This window comes from Polaromonas sp. C04 (assembly GCF_002002705.1).
Lineage (GTDB): Bacteria > Pseudomonadota > Gammaproteobacteria > Burkholderiales > Burkholderiaceae_C > Rhodoferax_A.
In genome coordinates this window covers 170,301-182,970 of sequence record NZ_MUNS01000022.1, presented here as the reverse complement: position 1 = coordinate 182,970, position 12,670 = coordinate 170,301, and the positions used below count along the sequence as shown (strand labels likewise).

Genomic DNA, 12,670 nt, shown 5'->3' with positions numbered 1-12,670 from the left:
GTTGGTTGGCCCGTTGTGAAGTTGCTTCATCGGTCGGCCCGGCCCGGAGGTATTGCTGTCGCTCTTGCAGTCTGGTCAAGCCTTACATTATACCTTTATGGCCATTTTTCAAGCGCCGGGGTTGCTTATTTTGCGCTGGCGCGTGCGCGGCGCTGCTCGTGCAGCCGGCGATAGCGCTCGAGGTCGTTGGCGGCCAGCGCCTCGGTCTCCATCAGCTTGAAGCGGTCGTCCTGCATCAGGTCGAGCAGGCCGCGCAGCTCGCTGGCGGTGTCGTCCGGGTCGGGTTCCTGCGCCAGCGGAACCTCGAAGCTGGCGGTGGCCTTCAGCGCCAGGGCTTCGCTTTCGTGATCGCGCAGGCCTTCGCGCAGCGCCGCCCAGGGCTGCGCGCCGTGCTCGTGCAGCTGGCTCTCGAGCCAGACAAACAGCGGGCCATGCGGCGCCGGCAATTCGCACAGCATGCTGCGGTCTTCGTTCGACAGGCTGTCCCAGGCCGCCATGTTGGTGAGCAGGATGCGCGCCGCGTGGTCGGCGCGGCTGGCCAGCGCGGTGCGCCCGCCCGGACGCATGCGAGGGGCGAAGTTTGATGGCTTTTTTGGGCTGTAGCCCTCGTCCTGTATGCGCTGATAGCTATCGTTGTTGTAGCGTTTCCCGCCGTGGGCGCCGTCGGCCTTGCCCGATTTCGCGGGGCCGTTCCAGACCTCGCTCAGTTCCCGGCTGTTCAGCTGCACCAGCTCGGCAATCTCGCCCAGCAACTGGCGCTTGAGCGCGCCCTCGGGCAACTGGCTCCACAGCGGCCTGGCGTTGCTGGCCAGATGGGCGCGGCCCTCGGCGCTGTTCAGGTCGCAGCCGTCGCGCGCCGCTTCGATCATGAAGCGCGACAGCGGCGTGGCCTCGGACACATAGCGCGCAAACGCGTCCTTGCCGAAGGCGCGGATGTAGCTGTCCGGGTCGTGCTCGGGCGGCAGGAACAGGAATTTCACGCTGCGCACGTCGCTGGCATACGGCAGGGCGCCGTCCAGCGCCTTGCGCGCGGCGCGCCGGCCGGCGGCGTCGCCGTCGAAGCTGAACACCACCGAATCGGTGAAGCGGAACAGCTTTTGCACATGCTCGGCCGTGCAGGCCGTGCCCAGCGTGGCCACGGCATTGGGAAAGCCCAGTTGCGCCAGCGCCACCACGTCCATGTAGCCCTCAGTCACCAGCACATAGCCCTGCTCGCGCAGGGCATGGCGCGCCTCGAACAGGCCGTACAGCTCGCGGCCCTTGTGGAACACCGGGGTTTCGGGCGAGTTGAGGTATTTCGGCGTGCCTTCACCGAGCACGCGCCCGCCAAAGCCGATGCACTCGCCCTTCACGTTGCGGATCGGGAACATCACGCGGTCGCGGAAGCGGTCGTAGCGCTTTTCCTCGCCCGTGTCTTCATCGACGCTCGCGATCACCAGGCCGCTCTCGGCCAGCAGCGGGTCGTCGTAGTTGGGAAACACGCTGGCCAGGCTGCGCCAGCCCTCGGGCGCGTAGCCCAGGCCGAACTGCTTCGCAATATCGCCCGACAGGCCGCGGCCCTTGAAGTAGTCCACGGCCTTGTGCGAGCCTTTCAGGTGTTTCTTGTAGGCGTCGCAGGCCTTCTCCAGCACGTCGGACAGCGTGGCCTGCTTTTGCCGCTGCTCGCTGGCGCGTGCGCGCTCGGACGGCGAGGCATCGTCTTCGGGCACCTGCATGCCGTATTGCTGCGCCAGGTCTTTCACCGCCTCGACGAAGGTCATGCCCGCGTGCTCCATCAGGAAGCTGATGGCGTTGCCGTTCTTGCCGCAGCCAAAGCAGTGGTAGAACTGCTTGGACGGGCTCACGCTGAAGGAGGGCGATTTCTCCCCGTGAAACGGGCACAGCCCCATGAAATTGGCGCCGCCCTTCTTGAGCTGCACGTAGCGGCCGACGATTTCGACCACATCGGCGCGCACCAAAAGCTCCTGAATGAAAGGTTGGGGAATGCTCACGGTGCTATTGTGTCCGGATTAAGCCCGACCCCCAGATAACCACCGGAGACCCAAGCCATGACCTCCATTTTCGACCAGAACCTGCCGCGCAACGAGGCCAACCACGCACCGCTGTCGCCCCTGTCCTTCATCGAGCGCACGGCCGAGGTCTACCCGGACCGGCTGGCCGTGGTGCACGGCGGGTTGCGCCGCAACTGGGGCGAGTTGTACGAGCGCTGCCGCCGGCTCGCCAGCGCGCTGAGCCGCCACGGCATCCAGAAGGGCGACACGGTGGCCGTGATGCTGCCCAACACGCCGCCCATGGTCGAGGCCCACTTTGGCATCCCGATGGCCGGCGCCGTGCTGAATGCGCTGAACACGCGGCTGGATGCCGAAACCCTGGCCTTCATGCTGGACCACGGCGAGGCCAAGGTGGTGATCGTGGACCCGGAGTTCGCGGCGCTGATGCAAAAGGCCGTTGCCCTGCGCCAGGGTACGGCGCCGCTGCTGGTGATCGATGTGACGGACCCGGTCTATGCCGGCGCCGTGCAAAAAATCGGCAGCCTCGACTACGATGATTTTGTCGCCGGCGGCGACCCGCAGTTTGCCTGGCAGTTGCCGGCTGATGAGTGGGACGCGATTGCCCTCAACTACACCAGCGGCACCACCGGCAACCCCAAGGGCGTGGTCTACCACCACCGCGGCGCGGCCATCAACGCCATCTCCAACATCCTCGAGTGGGACATGCCCAAGCACGCGACCTACCTGTGGACGCTGCCGATGTTCCATTGCAACGGCTGGTGCTTTCCGTGGACGGTGGCGGCGCGCGCGGGCGTCAACGTGTGTTTGCGCCGGGTCGAGGCGCAGGCGATTTTTGATGCCATCCGCGACCATGGCGTGACGCACTACTGCGGCGCGCCCATCGTGCATGGTTTGCTGGTGAATGCGCCGGCCGCGATGAAGGTGGGCGTGCCGGCCGGCGTCAAGGCCATGGTGGCGGGCGCCGCGCCGCCCGCGTCCATGATCGAAGGCATGGAGCAGATGGGCTTCGATCTGACCCATGTCTACGGCCTGACCGAGGTCTACGGCCCGGCCACGGTTTGCGCCAAGCATGACGCCTGGAACGCGCTCGACATCGGCGAGCGCGCGCGCCTGAACGCGCGCCAGGGTGTGCGCTACCACCTGCAGCGCGATGCGCGCGTGCTCGACACCACGACCCTGCAGCCCGTGCCCTGGGATGGCGAGACCATGGGCGAGATCATGTTCCGCGGCAATATCGCGATGAAGGGCTACCTGAAGAACCCCAAGGCCACCGAAGAAGCCTTTGCGGGCGGCTGGTTCCACAGCGGCGACCTGGCGGTGCAGTACCCCGACGGCTACATCAAGATCAAGGACCGCAGCAAGGACATCATCATCTCGGGCGGCGAGAACATCTCCTCCATCGAGGTCGAAGACGTGCTGTACCGCCACCCCGCCGTGCTGGCCGCCGCCGTGGTGGCCAAGCCCGATGCGCGCTGGGGCGAGACGCCTTGCGCGTTTGTCGAGCTCAAGGCCGGCGCGACGGTCACGGCCGCCGAGATCGTCGCCCACTGCAAGCAGCACCTGGCCGGCTTCAAGGTGCCGCGCGCCGTGGTGTTTGGCGAGATCCCCAAAACTGCCACCGGCAAGATCCAGAAGTTCGAGCTGCGCCGGCAGGCGGGCTCGGCCGCGGCGATCGATGTTTGAGGGCGGCCTCAGTCGCTGTTCAGCTTGACCCGGCAGGTTTCCACGACAGGGCCATCAGAGACAGAACGCAAAAGAGCGCGCCGGCGTAAAACGTCGATGGCGCGCCCCAAACCTGCCAGAGCACACCCGCCAGCGTGCTGGCAACGAGCATGGCCAGGCCGCTGGCAAGATTGAAGACACCGTACGCGGTACCCCGCAAGTCTTGCGGGGCGGTGTCTGCCACCATGGCCGCCAGCAGCCCCTGTGTCATTCCCATGTGCACCCCCCAAAGGGCCACACCCACAAAAAGTGCCATCCAGCCCGTGCTGCTGGCCAGAACCAGATCCGCCAGCAGCAGGACCACAATGCCGGCACCGAGCAGTGTTCTGCGGCTCATGGCGTCCGACAGTTTGCCGAAGGGGTAGGCGCAGCCCGCGTAGATGATGTTCATGGCTACCATCACCAGTGGCACCAGTGCAGTGGGAATCCCGTCCTGCTGGGCGCGCAGCACCAGAAACGCTTCGCTGAACCTGGCCAGGGTGAAAACGGCACCAAGACCCACCACCCACCAATAGGCGCCCGGCAGACGCCGGATGTTGCCGCGGCTGATGGGGTTGCTTCGCGGCTCCCGGTGCTGACGTCGCGGCTCATGCAGTCCAAAAAACAGCAGGGCGACGGCGAGCCAGCCCGGGAGGGTCGCAACCCAGAAGACGGCGCGGAAGTCGTTCGCCCACAGCAGCATCAAACCGACGCCGAGCAGGGGGCCGACAAAGGCGCCGACGGTATCGAGCGCCTGGCGCAGGCCGAAGGCGGCGCCACGAAGGTGTTTGGGCGTGATGTCGGCGACCAGCGCGTCCCGGGGCGCGCCACGGATACCTTTGCCAAAGCGGTCCAGCAGGCGGGCGGTCGCAACGAGGCCGAAGCTGCTGCTCAGCGCGAAAAGCGGTTTGCTGAGCGCCCCCAGGGCGTAGCCCAGAACGGCCAGCCCCTTGCGCTTGCCCAGGTAGTCGCTCAATACGCCGGAGAAAACCTTGACGATGAGGGCGGTGGACTCCGCCAGCCCTTCGAGAAGACCGACCGCGGCGACGCTGATGCCCAGGGTCGTGACCATGAACATCGGCAGCAGGCTGTGAATCATCTCGGACGAGACATCCATCAGCAGGCTCACAAAGCCGAGTGTCCAAACCCCCGCAGGAATTTGCCCGAGGGCGGTGTTGGATATCCTGGCCATGCCGGATTGTCAGCGATGCAAGGCGCGTTCAGCCTGCATGAGCATCGGGGCACTGGTGAATCTCGATGGTTGCATGCACGATTTCTTCATGCCGGGACAGCCAGCCGCGCACCGTGCCGGGTGTCAGTGCCCTGTCATGCGTCACGAGACTGATGGCACACGAGTAGCCTGCCTTGCCAACGCGCCAGACGTGCAGGTCGGCGATGCGTGTTTCGCCCACGTGTCCATCCTCTGCGATGGCCTGCCGGATCTCATCGACGACAGGGTGGTCCATTTCACGGTCGAGCAAGACCTTGCCGGTATCCGCCATCAGGCGCCTGGCCCACAAGGCCACCACGACCGCGCCTGCGATGCCGGTCACAGGGTCCAGCCAGGCCCAGCCATAGAGCCAGCCGCCCAGCAGCGCCAGGATGGCGAGCACCGAGGTTGCGGCGTCGGCCATCACATGGACATACGCGGACCTGAGGTTCAGGTCGTGGTGGTGCGCGTGGTCGTGATGCGCATCATGAGCATGGCCGCCCTGGTCGTGATGGTGCGCGGCGCCGAGAATGAAGGCGGAGACGATGTTCACCACCAGCCCGAGCGCCGCGATGACGATGGCTTCCTGGTAGTGAATCGGCGCGGGCGACAGCAGCCGCTCGATGGAGCCTGCCACCATGAGCGCCACGACCACCAGCAGGAAGATGGCGCTGGCAAAACCCGCCAGCACTTCAATCTTCCAGGTGCCGAACGCAAAACGGCGGTCAGCGGCGTAGCGCCGGGCCGCCGCGTAGGCGAAGGCGCTCAGGCCGATGGCCACGGCGTGCGAACTCATGTGGAAACCGTCCGCCAGCAGGGCCATCGAGTTGTAGCCCCAGCCGGCGGCAATCTCGAGCACCATCATGGCGGCCGTGATCCACATCACGGCGCGCGTACCGCGCTCACCCGCGACGTTGCCCGGGTCGAACTGGTGTGCGTGGCTCCAGGCGCTCAGGTCGTCGGTATGCATGGCTTGCTCCTTTTTTCGTTTGCCATTCGAGGCTCTTTCAGGTGCTACCAGCCTGGATTTGGCCACGATTCACCGCGCCCGTCCGTAGCGCAGGCGATGGTCCTTTCATGTCTTCATGGGTGCTCTCATTTGGATAGCGAAAAGCGCTTATCCAGCATGGGCTGGCGGCCAATTTCATTCCCGTATGGCAGCGCCAGGCCTGCACCCATGAAAGCTGGCCGGTCGGGCACCGCCGGCAATCCGACGCTGAAATGCGCCCCGGCGTTTTATGATGGGCCTCTTGACGCGATGCAGAAGATGACCCGGCAAGCAGCATGAACGCCCAAAGGCGGGAGGCTGCTGCGTTCATTGTTCCTACGGCTCCCCCAGGTGCCCGCCGATGCAGGCCAGTGCGGGTGCTGCGGTTACACCGACGAGGAGGCACCGAGATGATTGAAGCCGACCCCCTGCTCGCGAGCCAGCTCGTGGTGCGCGTTTGCCTGTTCATCGTGGCGGCGATCGCCATGATTGGGGGAGCATTGCAAATGTTCCTGGGGCAACCCGACACGTTGCCGCGACTCGACAACGTGCACCGTTTCATGGCGGGTGTGTATTTTTCGACCGGGCTCATCAACCTGTGGGCCGCCATCACCATCCGGCAGCAGGGAGTGCTCGTGTACCTGCTCGCGCTCGGCGTGCTGCTGGCGGGCGTGGGCCGGCTGGTTTCCATCAGCCGCGTCGGGCTGCCAAAACCCGCCGCCGTGTGGCTGGGCTATCTCGTTCCCGAGCTGGTCCTGCCGTTCGTCATTGCGCTGGCGCATTACGCCAGCCATTAGAGGCAAGCCATGAACTTCGGTGTCCTGGTTGTCCGGGTTCCCGCCTGTGTCAAAGAGGCGTGATCCGGCGAAGCAGGCGGCTGACGGTGCCCAGCAGCCAGTCTTCCAGGCGTTTGATGTCGCCCACCAGAATGTAGACAAGAAAATACAGCATGCCCAACGCAAGGGTACACACCAGCCAGGGCGGGGGGCGGTCATTGTCGGGCAGGAGGTAATCCGTCATGAAGCCCCAATGGCTGCTGGCCAGAACGACGAAGGCGGCCAAGCACGCCATCGGCAGGCCACTATGGATCCAGGCGTTTTCTTCCCGCAGAAGAAAGTAGGCCCCCAGTGACAAGGGCAGGAACCAGTAGTGGGTAGAGCGCGGCACGTTGGGGGTGGGGATGTCGAGGACGGCCGAATTCACCAGGAAGATCAGCATCAGGCCGACGACCAATCCGATGGTGGCTGCGCTCTGGTGTTTGTCGGCCCTCAGCAGCGCCAGAGCCACCCCGAGGGCCATCACGGCGCAGTTGAGCAGCGCCAGTGGCATCAGGCCCCGCAGGCTGAAATAGACGACGAACAGAGCACCCAGGACGATCGTCACGCTGCTGCAGGCGAGGATGGTGAGCCGGACCCGGGTGACTCGCGCACGCTGCCAGCCCTGCGTTCCCGCCACGGAAATCTGACCGGCATTTTGGGGAATCGTCGAGGCAATGGATTCGTCAAGACGTGTCAGGGAGTCCTCGAACTGGCTGGGCGTGGCAAGGTGCGCCAACTTGCGCAAGCGTATGCGAGCGCGGTGCAAACCGGCTTCCAGCGGATCGATGTCGGCGACAAAAATATGCAGCAGCAGAAACAGCAGCAACATGGCGCACACATTGGTGATCCAGGCGCCCGGGCCACGCACGCTGTCCGGCGTGGCCAGCCGCGTGACGATTGCGAAGTGCGAGCTGGCAAAAAAAACCACGCCGGCGAGGCAGCCCCAGGCCAGGCCGTGGCGCAGCCAGGCGTTTTCGTGCTTGAGCATCAAATAGGCTGCGACGGCCAGCGGTATCAAAAAATGATGTATCGAGCGCGGAAACTGGGCGCTTGGAACGTCCAAAAAGAGGGCCATCCAGGAAAGCCGGCCGAACAGACTGGCCACCAGCAAAATGGCGGCGCCGCGCAGCCGATGACGCCGCGCCATTCGAATGGCAATCACGCCGGCCAGAATCACCGCACAGTCTGCAATCACCACCAGCCAGTCACCGCGAAGGGCAAAAAAAACGGCCCAGGGGATGCCGAACACGATCGAGGCCAGGCTGCCAAGAATCACCACAACGCGCACGCGCCGGCTATGCGAGTCGCCCGCATTTCGGATGCCGATCACGATCGGTGGGGTGGCGCCCAGCGTGTTCACCAATCCATTGTGGCGCGAACCTGCCGATCGGGCGCGGTTTATGTTTCGCGGCATGAATGGCCGCCGGTCACTCCCCCAGCACCACACCCTCGCGGCGCGGATCGGCGCCGCCCAGCAGTTGGGGCTTGCCACCCACCTTACCGCTTTGAATAGCCTGCAGGCCGCTGGTCAGCGCATGTTCCTGCACCTCGTGGCCGCGCGCGCGCAGCGCGTTGACGGTGGCGGCGGGGAAGCGGCCTTGCTCCAGCAGCAGCGGGCCGCCGAGCGTGGCGAAGTTGGGCAGGGCGATGGCCTGCTGCGGGCTCAAGCCCCAGTCGAGCACCCCGTACAGCGTCTTGGCGACGTCGTGAATGATCAGCGCGCCGCCGGAGCTGCCGGTGCTCATCACGAGCTGCCCGGTGACCTTGTCGAACACCAGGGTGGGCGCCATCGACGAGCGCGGGCGCTTGCCGGGCTGCACGCGGTTCGCGACCAGGCGGCCCTGCGCGTCGGTCGGCGCGAAGCTGAAGTCGGTGAGCTCGTTGTTGAGCAGGAAACCGCCGCTGAGCGCCGCGTTGGGGCTCACCATCTGGCGCGCGCCGAACGCATCCTCGATCGTCGTCGTCATGGCCAGCGCGTTGCCGTACGCATCGACGATGCTGATGTGCGAGGTGCCGTGCTCGGGCTGCGCTGGCATGGGCGCGTAGCTTGTCTGCACGGCGCCGGGCACGCCGGCGCTGACGGCTTTCATCGCCGGCGCACCGGGGCGCTGGTCGATCAGGCGGGCGCGCCGGGCCAGATAGCCGGGCGCCAGCAGGCTCGTCCAGCTGCCCGCCGGCGGCGGCACGAAATCGGGGTCGGCCACGTACTGCGCGCGGTCGGCAAAGGCCAGGCGCGAGGCCTCGGCATACAGGTGCAGCCACTGCGCCGACGGCAGGCCGTCCTGCAACGCCAGCGTGGCGGCGTTGGTGTGGTTCAGGATGCCCAGGATCTGTGCCACCGCGATCGCGCCCGAGCTCGGCGGCGGAAAGCCGCAGATGCGGTAATCCCGGGGGCTGACTGTGTAGTCGCTACAGATGGGCTCGCGCTTTTTGGCCTGGTAGCCGGCCAGATCGGCCAGCGTGAGCTGTCCCGGATTGGCCGGATGCTGGCGCACCTTGTCGACGATGGCCTGCGCCACCTCGCCCTCCAGCAGGCCTTTGGAGCCGCTGGCCGCAATTTTCTTCAGCACCTGTGCCAGCGCGGGGTTGCGCAGCGTGTAGCCCACGGCGCGCGGGCTGCCGTCGGCGTTGTAGAAGTAGGCGGCGGCGACCGGGTCGCTCCTCAGGTACTTGTCGTTTTCAAGCAGGCTGTGCAGCCGCGCGCTGACCGCAAAGCCGTCCTCGGCCAGCCGGATGGCGGGCTCAAACAGCGTGGCCCACGGCAGCCGGCCGTGCTGCCGATGCGCCAGCTCCAGCATGCGCACGGCACCCGGCACGCCGACCGCGCGACCACCGACGACGGCGTCGTAAAAGGGCAGCGGTTTTCCGTTGGCGCCGAGAAACAACTTCTCGCTGGCCGCGGCCGGGGCGGTTTCGCGTCCGTCGAAGGCTTCGACTTTCCGGCCATCGAAGTACAGCAAAAACGCACCGCCGCCCAGGCCGCTGGACTGCGGCTCGACCAGCGCCAGCACCATCTGCACGGCCACGGCCGCGTCGATGGCGGAGCCGCCGGCCTTGAGGATCTGGTAGCCGGCCCGGGCGGCCAGCGGGTTGGCCGCGGCGACCGCAAAGCGGCTGCCGGTCCAGCCGGGCTTGTCAACGTAACCCGATGCAGCCTCGGGCTGCGCCGGTGCCGTGTCGCCCGTCGCCAGTGCGCCCGCGCAGCCCGCGAGATACGCGCTGGCCGCCAGTGCGGCGGCAGCCAGAGCGCTCCATCGAAGGGCACCGCGGCGCATCATGATTGCAAACAATAAAGGCTCCAGGCCCTTGATGGGTGGGTGCTGTCAGCTATTAAAAATAGAGCATCCCGCGGGCCGACGGGCCTTAGCGTGGAGCCAGACGAACCGCGCCGTCGAGCCGGATCACCTCGCCGTTGAGCATGTCGTTCTCGAAGATATGGCGCGCCAGCTTGGCGTAGTCCGCGGGCGTGCCCAGGCGGCTCGGAAAGGGCACGCTGGCAGCCAGCGAATCCTGCACTTCCTGGGGCATGCCGAACAGCATGGGCGTGCCGAACAGGCCGGGCGCGATCGTCATGTTGCGGATGCCGTTGCGCGCCAGATCACGTGCGATCGGCAGCGTCATGCCGACGATGCCACCCTTGGAGGCGCTGTATGCGGCCTGGCCGATCTGCCCGTCGTAGGCGGCGACCGAGGCGGTCGAGATCAGCACGCCGCGCTCGCCGGTGGCTTCGGGCTCGTTCCTGCACATGGCCTCGGCCGCCAGGCGGATCATGTTGAAGCTGCCGACCAGGTTCACCATGACGGTCTTGCTGAACACGCTCAGGGCATGCGCGCCGTTCTTTCCCACGGTTTTCTCGGCCGGCGCGATGCCCGCGCAGTTGACCAGGCCCATCAGCTTGCCCATGGAAGTGGCCCTGGCCACCGCGGCCTGGCCATCGGCCTCGCTGCTGACGTCGCATTTGATGAAGGCGCCGCCGATCTCCCTGGCAACGGCCCCGCCTTTTTCCACCTGCATGTCGGCAATCACGACCGTGCCGCCCTGGCTTGCCAGCATGCGCGCCGTGCCTTCACCCAGGCCCGATGCGCCGCCGGTGACGATGAATACCTTGCCTTTGATTTCCATGCTGAACTCCTGAAGAAAGGGTGATTGACGTTGACGTAAACGTCAATTATGACGGGGCGCCGCGGGTGGCCCTAAGATGGACGCCCCCATGCAGCTTAATACACCTCTTTATTCCAAAAAAGCCGGCCGCCCGTGGCCGTGGCCGCTGCTCGCCGCGGCAGGCCTGGCCGCCGGCGTCTTCCTCGCCGGCTGCGCCACTCGGCCTGCGCCCGTGCCCGCGACGCCGCTGGAGCCGCCCATCGCAGTGCAGCCCGCGCCGAAACGCCCGCCGCGCATCGCTCTGGTGCTGGGCGGCGGCGCCGCGCGCGGCTTTGCCCACGTGGGCGTGATCCAGGTGCTGGAGCAGGCCGGCATCAAGCCGGATCTGGTGGTGGGTACCTCGGCCGGCAGCCTGGTGGCGGCGCTGTACGCCAGCGGCAAGAGCGGCGCGCAGCTGCAGCAGGCCGCGCTGTCGATGGAGGAGGCCGCCTTCACCGACTGGACACTGCCGCTGTTCGGCCGCGGCATGATGCGTGGCGACGGTCTGGCGCGCTACGTCAATCAACAGGTGGCGGGGCGGACGATCGAAGCCATGCCGCTGCGCCTGGGCATCGTCGCGACCGACCTGAACAGCGGGCAGGGCGTTTTGTTCCAGCGCGGCGACACGGGCACGGCGGTGCGCGCCTCGAGCGCGGTGCCCGCGATCTTCGAGCCTGTGCGCATTGCCGGCCATGATTACGTGGACGGCGGCCTGGTGGCGCCCGTGCCGGTGGACTACGCGCGCCAGATGGGCGCCGAGCTGGTGATTGCGGTCGATATTTCCAGTCCGCCCGAAGGCAATGCCACGGACGGCACGCTGCAGATCCTGTTGCAGACCTTTGCCATCATGAGCAAGAGCATCAACCGCTACGAGCTGCGCGACGCCGACCTGGTGGTGCGCCCGCCCCTGAACGGCGTGAAAAGCTCGGACTTCGCGGCGCGGCGCCACGCCATCGAAGCGGGCCGGCTCGCCATGCGGCAATTGCTGCCGAAGCTGAAGCAACTGATCGAGGCCGGGGCAAGATAGGCCGGCGCGAACGCAGCGAAGGGCCGCCCCGAGCAAGTTCAGCCCCCTTGGGGGGCAGCGCATTACACGAAGTGAAAAGCGTGGGGGCTCACGAAAAAAAGGCCCCGTCTTGCGACGAGGCCTTAACGGATCCCTGAGCCCGAAGGCTTCGAAAAGACCCGAGGAGACAATCGGTACGAATTAACGCTTGCGGGCGCCGGCAGCAACACTGGCGGTGGCCGACTTCGTGGCGTGGGCAGCGGTGGCAGCCACGTTGTTGAGGTTGACTTCGGCCATGTCGGTGGCTTGCTTGACGGCCTTTTGCACGGACTCATAAGCGTTGGTGGCAGCAGCGACGGCGCTCTTCATCACGGCGACGGCGGTCTCGGAACCAGCAGGTGCGTTCTTGGCAGCGCTGTCCACCAGACCGGCGAACTTCTTCTGCGTCTCGGCGGCCTGGGCTTCGAAAGCCTTGGTGAATTCGGCGCTGGTGCCTTGAGCGATGTCATACAGATGACGGCTGTAGGCGGCGGTCTTCTCGGCCAGGGGCTGCAGCAGGCCGGCTTGCAGGGCCAGCAGCTCTTGCGCGTCCTTCACGTTCAGGGCGGCTTGCGTGGTGTCAGCGGCTTCGGCCAGGGCAGCCTTGGAAGCGGTCACGTTCAGCTCGACCAGTTTTTCCACGCCTTCGAAGGCTTTGGCGGTCAGACCAAACAGGGTTTCAACATTGGCTTTGTGGGCGGCGAGGACTTGTTCAGCGGTCAACATGAGGAGATCTCCGGTAGGTAAAGAGTGACG

Annotated in this window: 10 protein-coding genes; 3 read left to right on the top strand and 7 right to left on the bottom strand. The window is 66.1% G+C overall.

Going from position 1 to position 12,670, the window contains the following annotated elements; all coding sequences use genetic code 11:
* Positions 1-125: 125 nt before the first annotated feature.
* Entirely contained in the window at positions 126-1,991 is a 1,866-nt protein-coding gene (gene dnaG, locus B0E49_RS04650; RefSeq protein WP_077560796.1) for a DNA primase, read from the bottom strand.
* A gap of 57 nt (positions 1,992-2,048) precedes the next feature.
* Here dnaG and B0E49_RS04645 point away from each other — a divergent pair, with 57 nt between their 5' ends.
* Positions 2,049-3,695 (top strand): acyl-CoA synthetase, encoded by a 1,647-nt coding sequence (locus B0E49_RS04645; protein WP_077560795.1) that lies wholly within the window; start codon positions 2,049-2,051, stop codon positions 3,693-3,695.
* Between the two features lie 19 nt (positions 3,696-3,714).
* Here B0E49_RS04645 and B0E49_RS04640 read toward each other — a convergent pair whose 3' ends face one another.
* The gene (locus tag B0E49_RS04640; RefSeq protein WP_077560794.1) at positions 3,715-4,905 is read right to left on the bottom strand and encodes an MFS transporter; all 1,191 of its coding nucleotides are present in this window, start codon (positions 4,903-4,905) and stop codon (positions 3,715-3,717) included.
* A gap of 28 nt (positions 4,906-4,933) precedes the next feature.
* Positions 4,934-5,893, bottom strand: a complete 960-nt coding sequence (gene dmeF / locus B0E49_RS04635) for a CDF family Co(II)/Ni(II) efflux transporter DmeF (RefSeq protein ID WP_077560793.1) — start codon at positions 5,891-5,893, stop codon at positions 4,934-4,936.
* A gap of 428 nt (positions 5,894-6,321) precedes the next feature.
* On the opposite strand from dmeF, the gene B0E49_RS04630 reads away from it, so the two are divergent.
* On the top strand, positions 6,322-6,708 hold the full coding sequence (locus B0E49_RS04630) for a DUF4345 family protein (RefSeq protein ID WP_077560792.1): 387 nt from the start codon (positions 6,322-6,324) through the stop codon (positions 6,706-6,708).
* A gap of 49 nt (positions 6,709-6,757) precedes the next feature.
* Here the strand turns inward: B0E49_RS04630 and B0E49_RS20450 are convergent, their stop codons facing one another.
* The 3 genes from B0E49_RS20450 to B0E49_RS04615 form a co-directional block, all read right to left on the bottom strand.
* On the bottom strand, positions 6,758-8,089 hold the full coding sequence (locus tag B0E49_RS20450) for a hypothetical protein (protein ID WP_168175000.1): 1,332 nt from the start codon (positions 8,087-8,089) through the stop codon (positions 6,758-6,760).
* 67 nt (positions 8,090-8,156) lie between these two features.
* Positions 8,157-10,007, bottom strand: a complete 1,851-nt coding sequence (gene ggt / locus B0E49_RS04620) for a gamma-glutamyltransferase (protein WP_077560877.1) — start codon at positions 10,005-10,007, stop codon at positions 8,157-8,159.
* A gap of 85 nt (positions 10,008-10,092) precedes the next feature.
* A complete protein-coding gene (locus B0E49_RS04615) occupies positions 10,093-10,851 on the bottom strand; it encodes a 3-hydroxyacyl-CoA dehydrogenase (protein WP_077560790.1) in 759 nt (252 codons plus the stop codon).
* A gap of 88 nt (positions 10,852-10,939) precedes the next feature.
* Between B0E49_RS04615 and B0E49_RS04610 the strand changes: the two genes are divergently transcribed.
* Positions 10,940-11,896, top strand: a complete 957-nt coding sequence (locus B0E49_RS04610; RefSeq protein WP_077560876.1) for a patatin-like phospholipase family protein — start codon at positions 10,940-10,942, stop codon at positions 11,894-11,896.
* A gap of 180 nt (positions 11,897-12,076) precedes the next feature.
* Here B0E49_RS04610 and B0E49_RS04605 read toward each other — a convergent pair whose 3' ends face one another.
* Positions 12,077-12,640, bottom strand: coding sequence for a phasin family protein (locus tag B0E49_RS04605; RefSeq protein ID WP_077560789.1), 564 nt, complete (start codon positions 12,638-12,640; stop codon positions 12,077-12,079).
* Between the last annotated feature and the right edge of the window lie 30 nt (positions 12,641-12,670).

Bases quoted from the DNA above. Each gene is read 5' to 3' on its own strand.
- B0E49_RS04605 (WP_077560789.1), bottom strand. From the start codon at position 12,640: ATGTTGACCGCTGAACAAGTCCTCGCCGCCCACAAAGCCAATGTTGAA.
- B0E49_RS04615 (WP_077560790.1), bottom strand. From the start codon at position 10,851: ATGGAAATCAAAGGCAAGGTATTCATCGTCACCGGCGGCGCATCGGGC.
- ggt (WP_077560877.1), bottom strand. From the start codon at position 10,007: ATGATGCGCCGCGGTGCCCTTCGATGGAGCGCTCTGGCTGCCGCCGCA.
- B0E49_RS04610 (WP_077560876.1), top strand. From the start codon at position 10,940: ATGCAGCTTAATACACCTCTTTATTCCAAAAAAGCCGGCCGCCCGTGG.
- B0E49_RS04630 (WP_077560792.1), top strand. From the start codon at position 6,322: ATGATTGAAGCCGACCCCCTGCTCGCGAGCCAGCTCGTGGTGCGCGTT.
- dmeF (WP_077560793.1), bottom strand. From the start codon at position 5,893: ATGCATACCGACGACCTGAGCGCCTGGAGCCACGCACACCAGTTCGAC.
- B0E49_RS04645 (WP_077560795.1), top strand. From the start codon at position 2,049: ATGACCTCCATTTTCGACCAGAACCTGCCGCGCAACGAGGCCAACCAC.
- B0E49_RS04640 (WP_077560794.1), bottom strand. From the start codon at position 4,905: ATGGCCAGGATATCCAACACCGCCCTCGGGCAAATTCCTGCGGGGGTT.